Source organism: Pseudomonas sp. AG1028 (assembly GCF_007993955.1).
In the GTDB taxonomy this organism is placed as follows: Bacteria; Pseudomonadota; Gammaproteobacteria; order Pseudomonadales; family Pseudomonadaceae; genus Aquipseudomonas; species Aquipseudomonas straminea.
Map to the genome: position 1 here is coordinate 139,845 of NZ_VIVP01000010.1, position 14,359 is coordinate 154,203.

The 14,359-nt window shown below is 64.0% G+C and carries 13 protein-coding genes; 8 read left to right on the plus strand and 5 right to left on the minus strand.

The genetic code is table 11. The annotated features are described in order from the left end of the window. Positions 1 to 34 precede the first annotated feature (34 nt). From FB481_RS17820 to FB481_RS17830, 3 genes are all read left to right on the plus strand, one after another. Positions 35 to 691 (plus strand): response regulator, encoded by a 657-nt coding sequence (locus FB481_RS17820; protein WP_093507488.1) that lies wholly within the window; start codon positions 35 to 37, stop codon positions 689 to 691. Position 692: 1 nt separating this feature from the next. Beyond that, positions 693 to 2,072 carry an ATP-binding protein gene (locus FB481_RS17825; RefSeq protein ID WP_093507490.1) on the plus strand — a complete coding sequence of 460 codons (1,380 nt, stop codon included), beginning with the start codon at positions 693 to 695 and terminating at the stop codon, positions 2,070 to 2,072. Positions 2,073 to 2,175: 103 nt separating this feature from the next. Beyond that, the gene (locus tag FB481_RS17830; protein WP_093507492.1) at positions 2,176 to 2,739 is read left to right on the plus strand and encodes a cytochrome b; all 564 of its coding nucleotides are present in this window, start codon (positions 2,176 to 2,178) and stop codon (positions 2,737 to 2,739) included. Between the two features lie 46 nt (positions 2,740 to 2,785). Here the strand turns inward: FB481_RS17830 and FB481_RS17835 are convergent, their stop codons facing one another. Next, on the minus strand, positions 2,786 to 3,127 hold the full coding sequence (locus FB481_RS17835) for a hypothetical protein (RefSeq protein WP_147177215.1): 342 nt from the start codon (positions 3,125 to 3,127) through the stop codon (positions 2,786 to 2,788). Positions 3,128 to 3,160: 33 nt separating this feature from the next. Here FB481_RS17835 and FB481_RS17840 point away from each other — a divergent pair, with 33 nt between their 5' ends. After that, on the plus strand, positions 3,161 to 4,633 hold the full coding sequence (locus tag FB481_RS17840; RefSeq protein ID WP_093507494.1) for an inorganic phosphate transporter: 1,473 nt from the start codon (positions 3,161 to 3,163) through the stop codon (positions 4,631 to 4,633). 49 nt (positions 4,634 to 4,682) lie between these two features. On the opposite strand, the gene FB481_RS17845 is transcribed toward FB481_RS17840, so the two are convergent. Continuing rightward, entirely contained in the window at positions 4,683 to 5,162 is a 480-nt protein-coding gene (locus FB481_RS17845) for a GNAT family N-acetyltransferase (RefSeq protein ID WP_147177216.1), read from the minus strand. A 147-nt stretch (positions 5,163 to 5,309) separates the two neighbouring features. Between FB481_RS17845 and FB481_RS17850 the strand changes: the two genes are divergently transcribed. After that, positions 5,310 to 5,711 (plus strand): hypothetical protein, encoded by a 402-nt coding sequence (locus FB481_RS17850; protein ID WP_147177217.1) that lies wholly within the window; start codon positions 5,310 to 5,312, stop codon positions 5,709 to 5,711. An 18-nt stretch (positions 5,712 to 5,729) separates the two neighbouring features. Here the strand turns inward: FB481_RS17850 and FB481_RS17855 are convergent, their stop codons facing one another. The 3 genes from FB481_RS17855 to FB481_RS17865 form a co-directional block, all read right to left on the minus strand. Then, on the minus strand, positions 5,730 to 7,127 hold the full coding sequence (locus FB481_RS17855; RefSeq protein WP_147177218.1) for a VOC family protein: 1,398 nt from the start codon (positions 7,125 to 7,127) through the stop codon (positions 5,730 to 5,732). A 73-nt stretch (positions 7,128 to 7,200) separates the two neighbouring features. Further along, entirely contained in the window at positions 7,201 to 8,451 is a 1,251-nt protein-coding gene (locus FB481_RS17860) for an aspartate aminotransferase family protein (protein WP_147177219.1), read from the minus strand. 118 nt (positions 8,452 to 8,569) lie between these two features. After that, positions 8,570 to 9,499 (minus strand): LysR substrate-binding domain-containing protein, encoded by a 930-nt coding sequence (locus tag FB481_RS17865; RefSeq protein WP_147177220.1) that lies wholly within the window; start codon positions 9,497 to 9,499, stop codon positions 8,570 to 8,572. 138 nt (positions 9,500 to 9,637) lie between these two features. Here FB481_RS17865 and FB481_RS17870 point away from each other — a divergent pair, with 138 nt between their 5' ends. From FB481_RS17870 to FB481_RS17880, 3 genes are all read left to right on the plus strand, one after another. After that, complete coding sequence (locus tag FB481_RS17870; RefSeq protein WP_147177221.1) at positions 9,638 to 11,131, plus strand: aldehyde dehydrogenase family protein; 1,494 nt, start codon at positions 9,638 to 9,640, stop codon at positions 11,129 to 11,131. Positions 11,132 to 11,337: 206 nt separating this feature from the next. Next, entirely contained in the window at positions 11,338 to 12,894 is a 1,557-nt protein-coding gene (gene nhaC, locus FB481_RS17875; protein ID WP_256662768.1) for a Na+/H+ antiporter NhaC, read from the plus strand. Positions 12,895 to 12,908: 14 nt separating this feature from the next. Further along, positions 12,909 to 14,195: an FAD-binding oxidoreductase gene (locus FB481_RS17880; RefSeq protein ID WP_093507508.1), complete on the plus strand. Its 1,287-nt coding sequence runs from the start codon at positions 12,909 to 12,911 to the stop codon at positions 14,193 to 14,195. The last annotated feature ends 164 nt before the right edge of the window (positions 14,196 to 14,359 follow it).

Below are 14,359 nucleotides of genomic sequence, written 5' to 3' on the forward strand. Positions count from 1 at the left end.
TCCATTGATGGAAGTTGGCTGATTAAGGACACGCATGCGACTGCTCCTGGTTGAAGACGATATCCCCCTTGGCGAGGGCCTGCGTAACGGGTTGCAAGCCGAGGGTTACACCGTCGACTGGCTATACGACGGCGCCAGCGCGGCGCATGCCCTGCTCAGCGAAACCTTCGACCTGTTGGTTCTAGACCTGGGCCTGCCGCGCCTTAGCGGCATCCAGGTATTGCAGCAGCTGCGCAAGAACGGCTCGCAGCTTCCGGTGCTGATTCTCACCGCCCGGGACGAACCTCGTGATCGCGTCGCCGGGCTGGACGCCGGCGCCGACGATTACCTGGCCAAACCATTCGACCTCAACGAACTCAAGGCGCGTATCCGTGCCCTGTTGCGCCGCAGCGCAGGGCGTGGCCAGGCGCTGGTCGAACACGCTGGTATCACCCTCAACCCCGCTAGCCAGCAGGTGCAATACCAAGGCAACCCCGTTGCGCTGACGCCCAAGGAATACCTGCTGCTGCACGAGCTGCTGGCGCATCCGGGCAAGGTGTTCACCCGCGAGCGCCTCGTACAGCTGCTCTACGGCTGGGACGAGGAAGCGGAAAGCAACACCCTGGAGGTACACATCTCGCATCTGCGCAAGAAGCTGTTCAGCGAGCTGATCAAAACCGTACGCGGCATCGGCTACCTGGTGGAGGCCTGAGATGACTTCACTGCGTCGCCGCACACTGGTCTTGGTACTGGGCCTGTTGTTGCTCGGTACCCTGACCATCAGCCTTTACAATTTTCACGACAGCCGCCATGAAATCGGCGAGATTTACGATGCCCAGCTGGCGCAGAGTGCACGGCTGTTACAGGGCGCCATCCGCGCCCAACTGCCGGACGAGCAGCGCCAGGCGCTGTATCGCGCCTTCAATGCGGCCCTGAGCCAGGCTGGCAACCACCGCATCGGCCACCCCTATGAAGGAAAGATGGCCTTTCAGGTGTGGGACAAAGAGGGCAACAGCCTGATTCGCTCCTCCAGCGCACCGGCATTCGAGCGCCCGCTGACCACCCCCGGGTTTTCCGATCAGCGCCTCTACGACGTCAACTGGCACGGTTTTCTGCTACCTGATGAACGCCACGGTCTGCTGATCTGGGTCGGTGAGCGCGAGGATGTGCGCCAGGACCTGGTCAATCGCATCGTGCGCCACACCCTGATCCCCAATCTGATCGGCATCATCGTGCTCTCTGCGCTGATCTGGCTGGCCATCGGCTGGGGCCTGCGGCCCTTGCAGAACATGGCGCAGATCATCCGCAAACGTCACGGCGGCTCTCTTGAACCGCTGCAACTGACACCCCTGCCCCGTGAGTTGGAACCCATGCAGGCGGCGCTCAATCGGCTGCTCTCGCAGATCGAGCAGTTGCTGCAGCGCGAACGGCGCTTTATCGGCGATGCCGCCCACGAAATGCGCACGCCCCTGGCGACCTTGCGCATCCATGCCCAGAACGCCCTGCAGGCCACCCAGGCCGAACCACGAGACAAAGCCCTGAACCATCTGGTTGGCGGCGTTGACCGCCTGACCCGGGTGGTCAACCAATTGTTGACCCTTGCCCGCGTCGAGCCGGAAATCGCCCGCCAGGCCTGGCAACCCGTGGACCTGGAAAGTACCGCTCGCGAGACGCTGGTAGAGCTCACCCCGTGGATGCTCGGCAGGGGCCTGGAGCTGGCCCTGGACGTGAAGCCCGGCAGTTACCTGATTCACGGCAATGCGCAGCTGGTCGCAATTGCCCTGCAGAATCTGGTCACCAACGCCGCCAACTTCTCGCCGCAAGGCGCCGAGGTAGAGGTAACTCTAGCGGCCGACGACGAACAGCAAGTCAGCCTCAGCGTGCGAGATCACGGCCCGGGCATCGACGAACAGAAAATGGAGCGGCTGTTCGAGCGTTTCTACAGCCGCGACAACCCTGGCGGTGCCGGTCTGGGCCTGTCCATCGTGGAGATGATCGCCAGTCATCTGGGCGGTCGTATCAGCCTGAGCAATCACCCTGACGGCGGCCTGCTCGCGACCCTGACATTCGCACGCCATTTGGAGGTGACCTGAAGGCCGAGCACCGTGCTTCTTCAGACTCCCTTAAGGCAATTCACCAAAACTATTTCCACAAGGCCGGACAAGGTTGTCCGGCCAGTCACTCGCAGAGGTCGACATGAACCAACACAACAGCTCATCGCCCCGGCAACTCTCAACTGGCCAGGCCACCTATAGCGCAGCCAGTCGTCATCTGCACTGGCTGATGGCCGCGCTGGTGGTACTCGCCTACATATTGATCAACGGTCGTGGCTGGTTTGAAAAAGGCAGCGCCCTGCGTACGCTGTTTGTCCAGGGCCACTTCTGGGTAGGCTTGCTGGTTCTGGCATTGGTACTACCGCGCCTGCTGGCGCGCTTCTCCAAGCCGGTGCCAGCGATCGAGCCGCCCCTCAGCCCGATGATCAACCTGTTCTCCAAGCTGACCCACGTAGCGCTCTATGCTTTCCTACTGTTGCAACCGCTGATGGGCGTACTGGTGGTCCTGCTCGAGCGCGGCGGCATCCCCTTGGGCAGCATGATGGTGCCCTCGCCTTTCGCACTCGACAAAGCGCTGGCCCACAATATCGAGGAGCTGCACGTGCTGGTCGGCACCGCGTTCTACTACGTGATCGCCCTGCATATCGCCGCGGCGCTCTGGCACCACTTCGCACGCCGCGACAACGTGCTCAAACGCATGCTGTAGACGGGTTGCAAAGGGCTGAGAGGTAGTCTGGCGGCCCTGAGTCAGATTAAAAAAATATGTATTCTTTATGCACCAACTGTTGTTTCTGGATCGATTTTGGCGGTAAATCGCGTCCAGATATTTCAGGTGGCGGGATCGACGCCTGGGCAAGCAGCGTAAAAAGCAGATCCGTGAGCCAAATCGGCTCGCGCTGCGCAGGCGCTTGCTGACCCTCGTGGTACCCCGCCCGCATCGATTGCACGCTGCCAGGTCTTGCCTGGCAGCGTGCCTTGGCTTTCGACGGGTAGAGAGCATCGCAGGCATGGCACACCGCTTTAGTGCTCACTCCACGACTGCCGGCTGTCAGGCCATACAATCGGTCGACAACGCCCTGCGTTGCCTGGAACAACCCACTTTTTCCTTGAGCCAGACGTAACCCCCCATGTTCGAACTATTCAGCGGGCTTGATGCCTGGTTGGCGCTGAGCCTCGCACTCGCCCTGCTCTTCGTCCTAACCTTCGAATTCATCAACGGTTTCCACGACACGGCCAACGCCGTGGCCACGGTCATCTACACCAAGGCTATGCCGCCAAACCTGGCGGTGATCATGTCCGGCATCTTCAACTTCCTCGGCGTGCTGCTCGGCGGCGTCGGCGTGGCCTATGCCATCGTCCACCTGCTACCGGTGGAGCTGCTGATCAACGTCAACACCAGTCGCGGCCTGATCATGGTGTTCTCACTGCTGGCTGCGGCCATCACTTGGAACCTGGGCACCTGGTATTTCGGCATCCCGGCGTCCAGCTCGCACACCCTGATCGGCTCGATCCTCGGCGTCGGCCTGGCCAACGCGCTGCTCACCGATATTCCCCTGGGTGACGGCGTGAACTGGCAGAAGGCGATCGATATCGGCCTGTCGCTGGTGTTCTCGCCGGTGGCTGGCTTCGTGGTCGCCGCCCTGCTGTTCCTGGCGCTCAAGTATTGGATGCCGACGCCCAAGGTGCACAGCACGCCGGTGGTGCGCAAGGAAACCAAGGGCAAGAACAAGCCGCCGTTCTGGAACCGCCTGGTGCTGATCGTTTCGGCCATGGCGGTGAGCTTCGTGCACGGCTCCAACGACGGCCAGAAAGGTATCGGCCTGATCATGCTGGTGCTGATCGGTATCGTGCCGGCCAAGTTCGTGCTCGACCTGAACAGCACCACCTACCAGATTTCCCGGACCCGCGATGCGGCCGTGCACCTGGGTGAGTTCTATCAGCGCAACGCGCCGACCCTGAGCGAATACCTGGCCCTGGGCCAGGCTGCCAATACCGAGCTGCCCAAGCAGTTCCGTTGCGACCCCAAGCTCACCGAGCCGACCATCAACGGCCTGCTGCGCACCCTCGATGGCGTCAACGACTACCGCGACCTCAACGAAGAGGCGCGCATCGACATCCGTCGCTACCTGCTGTGCCTCGACGACTCGGCGAAGAAGGTCGGCAAGCTGCCGGACCTGCCGGCACGCGAGAAGGCCGACCTCGACAAGCTGCGCAAGGACCTGACCGCCACCACCGAATACGCGCCGTTCTGGGTGATCCTCGCCGTGGCCCTGGCCCTGGGAATCGGCACCATGGTCGGCTGGAAGCGCGTGGTGAAAACCGTCGGCGAGAAGATCGGCAAGCAGGGCATGACCTACGCCCAGGGCATGAGCGCGCAGATCACCGCGGCCTGCGCCATCGGCCTGGCCAACGTCTACAGCCTGCCGGTGTCGACCACCCACGTATTGTCCTCGGGCGTGGCCGGCACCATGGTCGCCAACCGCAGCGGCCTGCAGGGCAGCACCATCAGCAACATCCTGCTGGCTTGGGTGCTCACCCTGCCCACCTCCATGGCCCTGGCCGCCGGCCTGTTCTACGTCTCGACGCTGATCTTCGGCTGATCGAATAAACGAGGCACCCGTTCCGGGTGCCTCGTCCCTTCTCCAATCGTTACTTGCAGCTCCAGCGCATGCTCTGCGCGAGGATATGCGGGTGGCTGTCGATCGGTTCCCACTCGTCGAGGAATTCGAAACCGTGCCGGCGGTAGAACTGCACGGCCCTGATGTTCTCCGGGGCGACTTCGAGAAACAGCGCATCGACGCCCAGCTCTATCGCAGATGCCTTCACGGCCGCTACCAGCCCGTCCGCCATGCCTGAACCGCGAGCAGCCGGCTCGACCCACATGGCGATCAGCTCATAGCGGGCGGAATCCCGAAAACCCGCACCCACCAGGCCGACCGGCCTGCCCTCGTCGAGTGCCAGCCAGAACCGCGTCCTCTCCCCCGCCGCCCGCACCTGCCAGTGGGCATCGCTGTCGGCCGCTGCCATCTGGTAACTCACTCCGAACGCGGTAGGCGTGTCCTGCAAGGCGGCCAGGCGGATCCGTTTCAGTAGCGTCCAGTCTTCCTTTTGGGTGGCGCGGATATCCATGGGTCTTCCGATCCTCCAGATTGAAATTCAGATCAGCCAGGCGCTTCACATCGAGCAACCCGCCAGCAGACCTACAATGCCGTACCGACGGCCATCACTGCCAGCAAAAGGCACCAACCGAAGCCGCCAACGGGAAAGAGAGACTCCATGAGGCACAGCCTCAAACAACTGGCGATTGCATTGGCCGTCATTGTCGCAGCGCTGGGTGCGCTGTTCGTCGCCATTGCCTACTGGGCCGTGCCGACCGCCGAGGTGCGCAACGAGTCGGCCGCTGCCGTGCAGGTGGTGGCCCAGTGGCGTAACCAGAGCCACGACCTGGGCGCGATCCGGCCTGGGCAGACCGAGGTGTTCAGGGTGCCTGGCGAGGGCGGTATCACCTTCAGCGTGACCTATGCCGATGGCCGCCAGATGATCAGCCCGGAGATCTACTACACCCTGACCACCACCGTGCGGGCAGTGGTCAGTGAACAGAGCATCAGCGTCGATAGCGAGCTGGTGCTGGCGACCGCTGACCAGAATCCGCGCAACGCGCCTGGTCAGAAGCGGTAACGCGCCAAGCCGCGTTGATCAGCCCAGCGATTCGAGCCCCAGTGCCTTCGCGCACTCGGCCAGCGAGCGGCGCTGGGTTTCGGCGTACAGCGCCAACTCGTCGTGCACCGTGGCGCCGAGGGCGGCATGGAAGGCCTGCTGGTTGGAGGTGGCGTCGTAGCTGACCTGGGCGTCGTCACCGAGGTTGGACTGGAAGATGCCAGCAGCGCTCACCGGCAGAAAATCCTCGTAGACCAGCGGCTCGAAATGCACATGGCCGGCCTCGATCAGGGCGTCCAGGCTGCGCGGTGCGGTTTCGTCTCGGCGCGCGGCCTTGCCGGCTTCGGTGACGAAGTAGCGGAAGTAGGCCAGGCCTTCGCGGCGCATGGCCAGGTAGCTATCCGGGAAGGCTTCGAAGCGTTGTTCCAGCAAGTCTGCATAGCGCTGGGCATTGGCTTCGCTGGGGAACTCGCCCAGGTCGTCGCGCGCTTCGTTGAGCAGCCGGTCGTACAGCGCGCGACCGGCAGGGGTCAGGGCGGCACCGCGCTGCTCGATCTCGCCAAAGCGCGCGGTGTGGCTGCCGGCCGCGCTGGGCTGGCCGACGAAGGCCACGCGTTCCTGCAGCGCCTTGAAGCTGGTCTGGCGCAGCAGGATCGGGCACTGGCGCCGGGGCGGGCCCTCGACCACCGCCTTGGGCGTGATGCCGCGCCGGGGCATGGCCGCCTGCACTTCATCGATATCCAGGGTGCGCGGCGTCAGGTGATTGATGTGCGGCCCCTTGAAGGCCACCACGTCGGCGATCAGGCGGTGCTGGCCGTGCAACCTGTCGTACTCGGCGGCGCTGACGGTGGCCTCGGTGTGCCAGCGAAAGGTCTCCAGGGCTTGCTTGACGAACTCCTCGGCATCGGCGGCATTCAGGCCGCCCTGGGCTTCGCATTGTTCGATCAGCGCCCGCGCGCGCGGGGTGAAGATGTCGCGCTTGGTGAGAATCTCGGCGGCCAGGGCACGCAGTGCTTCGTCCTCGATCAGCTCCAGACGCAACAGCGAGGTGAACACGCGAAACGGGCTGACCTGCAGGTCGGTTTCATGCACAGCGCGAAAGGCGGTGGAATGCACCGGCACGCCGGCCGAGCTGAGGTCGTAGTAGCCCACCGGCTGCATGCCCATGACCGCGAACAGGCGGCGGATGGTCGACAGCTCCTCGGCAGTGCCGACGCGAATCGCGCCGTGGCGCTCCATGGCCAGGCGCTCGATTTCCCCGGTCCACTCCAGTTGCTGCTTCAGCGCGGCAGAGCCCGCCAGCGCCTGGGCGTTGGTGTCTGCCACCAGATCCAGCAGGTCGCCGTACAGCGGCACTTCGGCGCGGTACATGGCGGACATGGCGCTGGAAAACTGCGCACGGATTTGCGAGGGATCGACGAATCCTGAGGTGTTCATAGCGGGCGAATCTCCTGTCGCGCTTGTCGGTTGGCCCCGGCGGCGCTCGCGGCCCTGAAGGTGGCGAATGCGCTCAGCCGAGGTTGGCCAGGCAGTGTTCGATGATATCCAGGCCCTGCTCGAACAGCGCCGGCTCGATGGTCAGCGGTGCGAACAGGCGCACGATATGGCGGTTCTTGCCGCTGGGCATCAGCAACAGGCCCCTGGCCCGCGCTGCCTCCAGCAGTTCGGCCAACTGCGCAGTGCCGGGCTGGCCGTCGCGGGTGAGCAGCTCGATACCGCGCATCGCGCCAACCCCGGTAAGCCGGCCCAGGTACGGCGACAGGCCCGTGGCGCGCCACTGCTCGTAGCGGCGCAGCAGCGCCTGTTCCTGGGCCTCGCCCCAGGTGGCCAGGTTGGCGTCGGTCATCTGCCGCAGGCTGGCCAGGGCCGCCGCACAGGCGATGGGGTTGCCCGAGTAGGTGCCGCCGAGCCCGCCTTTGGGCAGCGCGCCCAGCAGCTCGGGGCGGCCAACCACGGCGCCCAGCGGCAGACCGCCGGCGATGCTCTTGCCGAGCAGCAGCAGGTCGGGCTCGATGCCCAGGCGGGTGAAGGCGAAGCGCTGCCCGGTGCGGCCGAAGCCGGACTGGATTTCATCAAGCATCAGCAGCACACCGTGCTCGTCGCACCAGCGGCGCAGGCGCTTGGCGAAGTCCGCATCCAGAGCCAGAAAACCGCCCTCGCCCTGCACCGGCTCGATGATGAAGCAGGCAACATCGTTGACGTCCACCTCGACGCTGAACAGCCGCTCGATGGCCTTGAAGGCCTCGTCCGCGCTCACCCCGGTATCCGCGCTCGGGTACGGCACGTGATAGACCGGGCCGGGTAGCACGCCGACCTTCTGCTTGTAGGGCGCCACCTTGCCGTTGAGGTTGAGGGTGGCCAGGGTGCGACCGTGGAAGCCGCCGTCGAAGGCGATCACCACGCTACGGCCGGTCGCCGCACGCACCACCTTCAGGGCATTCTCGGCAGCCTCGGCACCGCTGTTGGTGAGCATGCCCGCCAGCGGATAGCTGACCGGCACGAAGGCCGCCAGCGCGTCCATCAGCTCCCGGTAGCCCTGGTGCGGTAAGGCGTTGAAGGTCGAATGGGTCAGCCGCCCGGCCTGCTCGGTGATGGCACTGACCACCTGAGGGTTGCAGTGGCCGAGGTTGAGCACGCCGATGCCGCCGACGAAGTCGATATACGACTTGCCCTCGGTGTCCCACACTTGGGCGTTAAGGCCATGGGACAGGGTGATGGGATGCACCACGGAAAGGGACGAGCTGATGGGCGAAGCACTCATGGATTACCTACCTGGGCCGCCATCACCGCGGCGCGATGACAGACAGCGGTGCCTGGAAACGATGCGCCTATCAAAGCGAGTCAGGCGGGCCTGCCACAAGCGAAATAAAGTGCTGCCGTCATTCCTTAAATTCAGGAACTGGCTGAACGCCACCGGTTCCGGCCCTGGCCTTTTCCACAATCCAGTCGATCAGCGCCCTGATCTTGGGTACCTCGGCCGACTGCTCGGCGAAGGCGATGAAGTGTGCGCCCTGACTGGGCTTGTAATGCTGCCAGGGGATCACCAGCTTGCCTTCCTGCAGTTCGTCCAGCACCAGAAAGCGCGGCACCAGGGCCACGCCGCAGCCCGACTCGGCGGCACGGATGCACATGTAGAAGGTGTCGAAGCGCGGCCCGTGGTAGCTGTTTTCGGTGCTGATGCCCTGCTCCTCGAACCATTCGTGCCAGGCACCGGGGCGCGAGGTGCATTGCAGCAGCACCAGGCTGGTGAGGTCGCCGGCATCGAACAGCGGCTCGCTGGGCAGGATGTCCGGTGCGCACACCGGGATCACATCCTCGCCGAACAGCTCGATGCAGATGGCGCCCGGCCAGGAACCGGTACCGTAGAAGAACGCCACATCAGCCTTGGCCTGCACCAGATCGAAGGGTTCGAGTTCGTTCTTGATGTCCAGGTGGATAGTCGGGTGGCGCTTCGAGAAGCCTTTGAGGTTGGGCACCAGCCAGCGCGCGCCGAAGGTCGGCTGGGTCGCCACCTTGAGCACCTCGGTTTCGCCGCCGTAGGAGAGAATATAGCGGCTGGAGATATCCACCTGGGTGAGGATCTTGTTGACCTCGGCCAGGTAAAGCTCGCCGGCCGGCGCCAGTTGCAGGCGGCGGCGCACGCGATGAAACAGCGGGTGCTGGAGCATGTCCTCGAGCTGCGCCACCTGCTTGCTCACCGCGCTCTGCGTCAGGTGCAATTCCTGGGCGGCGCGGGTGAAGCTCAGGTGCCTGGCTGCGGCCTCGAAACATTGCAGGGCGGTCATGGTTGGCAGCAGGCGTTTGGACATGGGTTTCTCGAGGTCAGACGGGGCGACTTGATTCCATGACGGAATGATATGGTGCGTAAACGTCGTTTGTTGAGCGCAGATTCGGGATTAATACTGATCCTCATCCCGGATTTCAACTTCACGACTCAGGAGATCGTCATGGTCAACTCGCTACTCGAACGTCTCGGTGTCAGCGCCAGCGCCTACCAGAACGGCAGCCACGCAGTTTACACGCCGATCGACGGCAGCCAGATCGGCAGCCTGACCCTTGAGGGCGCCGATGCCGTGCGCGCCAAGATCACCGCCGGCCACAACGCCTTTCTGGCCTGGCGCAAGGTGCCGGCGCCGCGCCGTGGCGAGCTGGTACGCCTGTTCGGCGAGGTGCTGCGCGAGCACAAGGCCGACCTCGGCGAACTGGTGTCCATCGAAGCCGGCAAGATCACCCAGGAAGGCCTGGGCGAAGTGCAGGAAATGATCGACATCTGCGACTTCGCCGTCGGCCTGTCGCGTCAGCTCTACGGCCTGACCATCGCCTCCGAGCGCCCCGGCCACCATATGCGTGAAACCTGGCACCCGCTGGGCGTGGTCGGGGTGATCAGCGCCTTCAACTTCCCGGTCGCCGTGTGGGCGTGGAACACCACCCTGGCCCTGGTCGCCGGCAACGCGGTGATCTGGAAACCGTCGGAAAAGACCCCGCTGACCGCCCTCGCCTCTCAGGCGCTATTCGACAAGGCTCTCGCCCGCTTCGGCAACGACGCTCCGCAAGGCCTGGCGCAACTGGTCATCGGTGACCGCGAAGCCGGCGAAGTGCTGGTCGACGACCCGCGCGTGCCGCTGATCAGCGCCACCGGCAGTACCCGCATGGGCCGTGAAGTCGCCCCTCGCGTAGCCGCCCGCTTCGGCCGCAGCATCCTGGAGCTGGGCGGCAACAACGCCATGATCCTCACTCCCAGCGCCGACCTTGACCTGGCCGTGCGCGGCATCCTGTTCAGCGCCGTGGGCACCGCCGGCCAGCGCTGCACCACCCTGCGCCGCCTGATCGTCCATCGCTCGATCAAGGACGAGGTAGTCGCCCGCGTCAAAGCCGCTTATGCCAAGGTACGCATCGGCGACCCACGCCAGGGCAACCTGATCGGCCCGCTGATCGACAAGCAGGCGTTCAGCGCCATGCAGGACGCCCTGACCAAGGCCCGCGACGAAGGCGGCCAGGTGTTCGGTGGCGAGCGTCAGCTGGCCGACACCTTCCCCAACGGCTACTACGTGAGCCCCGCCATCGTCGAGATGCCGGGCCAGACTGCAGTGGTGCGCCATGAAACCTTCGCGCCGATCCTCTACGTGCTCGCCTACGACGACTTCGAGGAAGCGCTGCGCCTGAACAACGAAGTACCCCAGGGCCTGTCCTCGTGCATTTTCACCACCGACGTGCGCGAGGCCGAAGCCTTCCAGGGCTCGGCCGGCAGCGACTGCGGCATCGCCAACGTCAACATTGGCACCAGCGGTGCGGAGATCGGCGGCGCCTTTGGCGGCGAGAAGGAAACCGGTGGCGGTCGCGAGTCCGGCTCCGATGCCTGGAAGGCCTACATGCGCCGCCAGACCAACACCGTCAACTACTCCCGCGAACTGCCGCTGGCCCAGGGCATCGTGTTCGACTGATTGGCACCCGCCATGTCGATCTGGATCGGCATGGCGTTTCCCACAAAGACGGATAACCAGTAGCTGTTGACCGTTACACAGCGGCCCCTGCCTGCGTGCAGCAAAGGCAGAGGAGCCAGTGACTGCAGCCCAATAAAAACAAAAGAGGCTCGCGATGCGCACTCCCCCCTTTTCGCGTACTGCCCCAAAAACAAAGGAGTTTGACCTTGGACGCCCGTAAGGAAGTGACCAGGGAGGCGCCGTCCTTTGCTGTGGCAGTGGCTCCCCTGATAATTACCGCCATCTTGCTGATGGTTCAGTTCTTCCTCTTCGAGGATTTCACCCCCCATGTACCGCTCGCCTTGGGTGTGCTGCTGTGCGGACTGTTCGCAGTAGGCCGGGGCATGCCCTGGTTCAGTATCGAAGCCTCGATGTTCAAGGTGGTGCGTATCGGCATCCCGGCCATCTTCATTCTGATGTGCATCGGCATGCTGATCGGCTCGTGGATCGCCTCCGGTACCGTGCCCACGCTGCTCTATTACGGTTTCAGCTACCTGTCTGGTGGCAGCTTCCTGGTGGTGACGTGCCTGCTCTGTTCGTTGATCTCACTGATGACCGGAACCTCATGGGGCACCGTGGGCACGGTAGGCCTGGCACTGATGGGCGTAGGCGAAGGGCTGGGCGTACCGGCCTACCTGACCGGCGGTGCGATCGTCTCCGGCGCCTTCTTCGGCGACAAGATGTCACCGCTTTCGGAAACCACCAACCTGACCCCGGCCGTGTGCGGTACCGATCTTTGGAGCCACATCAAGGGCATGCTGCCGACCACCGTACCGGCCATGCTGATTTCCCTGGTGCTCTACGCCTGGATCGGTTCCGGCTACGCAGCTCAGGCGGTGGATGCCAGCGGTATTGAGCTGATGCGTTCTGGCGTAGAGCAGCATTACCGTATCGGCCTGTTGACCATGCTGCCACCGCTGGCGGTGATCATCCTGGCCATGCGCAAAGCGCCGGCCCTGCCAGTGATGTTCGCTGGCGTAGTGCTGGCCGCCGTTGTGGCGGTGTTCTACCAGGGTGTCAGCCCCAAGGAGCTGACCAATATCCTGCATAACGGCTTCGTCAGCCAGACAGGGATCGCCTCAGTGGACAAGCTGCTGTCCAAGGGCGGCATCATGTCGATGACCTGGGTCATCACCCTGACGCTGATCGCACTGGCTTTCGTCGGCGCCCTGGAGGCCCACGGCACGCTCGACGCCCTACGCAAGAAGCTCGATCAGGTGATCAAGAATCGCTTTGGCCTCGTGCTGAGCAGCTACACCAGCGTACTGGGCGTTGGCACCCTGGTCGGTGATGTCTACACCTCGCTGGTACTACCCGGGCAACTGCTCAAAGACAAGTACGCCGCCATGGGCTACAAGCCGACGGTACTGTCGCGCAGCATCGAAGATTGCGGCACGCTGTGTTCACCGCTGATTCCCTGGAACATGGGCGGGGCATTCGTCTCATCCTCGCTGGGCATACCGACCCTGCTGTATGCGCCAGTCGCGTTCGCTTGCTGGCTGTCGCCGGTGATCGGACTGATCTGGGCGGCCACCGGAAAGTTCATACCTAGGGTCAGCCGCAGGCACCAGTTCAAAGCAATACCGATGGCCTTTTCAGTCCAATCCGGGTACTGGAAAAATAACGGCCCCAACCTGGGCGGGCTGCCACACCAAAACGTAAGAGAGCAGGTCCTTTCGCAGCGTCGCCGGAAATGGGCCTGCTACCGCGCTAACCGATGTTGAAGGGAGTGGGTGAAATGACAGTTTTCCAGCAACAGTGCCTCTGGGAAGTGGCAACGCCAGCGCCCATTGACGCCGGTGTAATGGTTGGCGAGGTTAAAGTCGATGTCTGCGTGATCGGCGGCGGAATCACCGGGCTGTCGGCGGCGTTGCAACTACTTGAGGCAGGCAAGCGCGTGTGCGTGCTGGAGGCCTTCGAAGTCGGCCATGGCGGTTCGGGGCGCAACGTCGGGCTGGTCAACGCCGGCACCTGGATCAAGCCCGACGACGTGGAAGCCACGCTGGGCGAAAAGGTCGGTAGCCGCCTCAATAAGGTATTGGGCGATGCGCCGGCCAAGGTGTTCGAAGCCATCGCTCGCTACCAGATCGACTGCCAGGCACGCCATCAAGGCACCCTGCACATGGCCCACAACGCCGCAGGCCTGGAAGACCTCAAGGCCCGCGAATCGCAGTGGCGCCGCCGTGGCGCGGATGTCGAGCTGCTGACCGGCGCCACCTGTGTGGAGCATTGCGGCACCGACAAGATCACCGGCGCCCTGCTGGACCGTCGCGCCGGCACCATCAACCCCATGGGCTATACCAAGGGCCTCGCCGGTGCCGTGCTGCGCCTGGGTGGTGTGCTGCACCAGCAATCGCCGGTGAGCGAGCTGCACAGGCAGGCCGATGGCTGGCTGGTGCGCACGGCCCTGGGCACGGTCACGGCCGAGAAGATCGTGATTTCCACCGGTGCCTACACCGAGGGCGACTGGACCGAGGTGCAGCGCAACTTCTTCCGCGGCTATTATTATCAGGTCGCCTCGAAGCCGCTGAGCGGCACGGCGGCCGACAGCGTGCTGCCCCACGGCCAGGGCTCGTGGGACACCCGCACGGTGCTCAGCAGCATACGCCGTGATGACCAGGGCCGCCTGCTGCTGGGCAGCATGGGCAAGTCCAACAACAAGCCGGACTGGTTCGTGCGCAGTTGGGCGGACCGCATCCAGGGCCATTACTTCCCGCAGCTCGGCAAGGTCGATTGGGAAATGCACTGGACCGGTTGCATCGACTTCACCCCGGATCACCTGATGAAGCTGTTCGAACCGGCGCCTGGCGTGGTCGCGGTGACCGGCTACAACGGCCGCGGCAACACCACCGGCACCGTGGTGGGCCACGCCCTGGCCGACTACCTGCTCAAAAGCGACACCAGCGTGCTGCCCATTCCGCTGTCGCGGATGAAAGCGCTGCGTACCGCCGCGCTGCGCGCCTGCTACTACGAAGCGGGCTTCTCGCTGTACCACGCCGGCCAGTGTCTGCGGGTGATCCTCTAGAGCCTGTTCACGGTCTTTTCAGGCGGCGCCGATGAGGCTGCTACAAGGCAGAAGCGGACATCTAACAATCCGGTAGGAGGGGCTTTAGCCCCGAGCTGTATTAGAGCGCAAAGAGCTCGGGGCTAAAGCCCCTCCTACCGATTAAGCGACCGGCCGTTTCCGCC

Coding starts and splice junctions, on each gene's coding strand:
- FB481_RS17820 (WP_093507488.1), top strand. CDS start 35: ATGCGACTGCTCCTGGTTGAAGACGATATCCCCCTTGGCGAGGGCCTG.
- FB481_RS17860 (WP_147177219.1), bottom strand. CDS start 8,451: ATGAGTGCTTCGCCCATCAGCTCGTCCCTTTCCGTGGTGCATCCCATC.
- FB481_RS17865 (WP_147177220.1), bottom strand. CDS start 9,499: ATGTCCAAACGCCTGCTGCCAACCATGACCGCCCTGCAATGTTTCGAG.
- FB481_RS17840 (WP_093507494.1), top strand. CDS start 3,161: ATGTTCGAACTATTCAGCGGGCTTGATGCCTGGTTGGCGCTGAGCCTC.
- FB481_RS17880 (WP_093507508.1), top strand. CDS start 12,909: ATGACAGTTTTCCAGCAACAGTGCCTCTGGGAAGTGGCAACGCCAGCG.
- FB481_RS17855 (WP_147177218.1), bottom strand. CDS start 7,127: ATGAACACCTCAGGATTCGTCGATCCCTCGCAAATCCGTGCGCAGTTT.
- FB481_RS17870 (WP_147177221.1), top strand. CDS start 9,638: ATGGTCAACTCGCTACTCGAACGTCTCGGTGTCAGCGCCAGCGCCTAC.
- FB481_RS17845 (WP_147177216.1), bottom strand. CDS start 5,162: ATGGATATCCGCGCCACCCAAAAGGAAGACTGGACGCTACTGAAACGG.
- FB481_RS17825 (WP_093507490.1), top strand. CDS start 693: ATGACTTCACTGCGTCGCCGCACACTGGTCTTGGTACTGGGCCTGTTG.
- FB481_RS17830 (WP_093507492.1), top strand. CDS start 2,176: ATGAACCAACACAACAGCTCATCGCCCCGGCAACTCTCAACTGGCCAG.
- FB481_RS17850 (WP_147177217.1), top strand. CDS start 5,310: ATGAGGCACAGCCTCAAACAACTGGCGATTGCATTGGCCGTCATTGTC.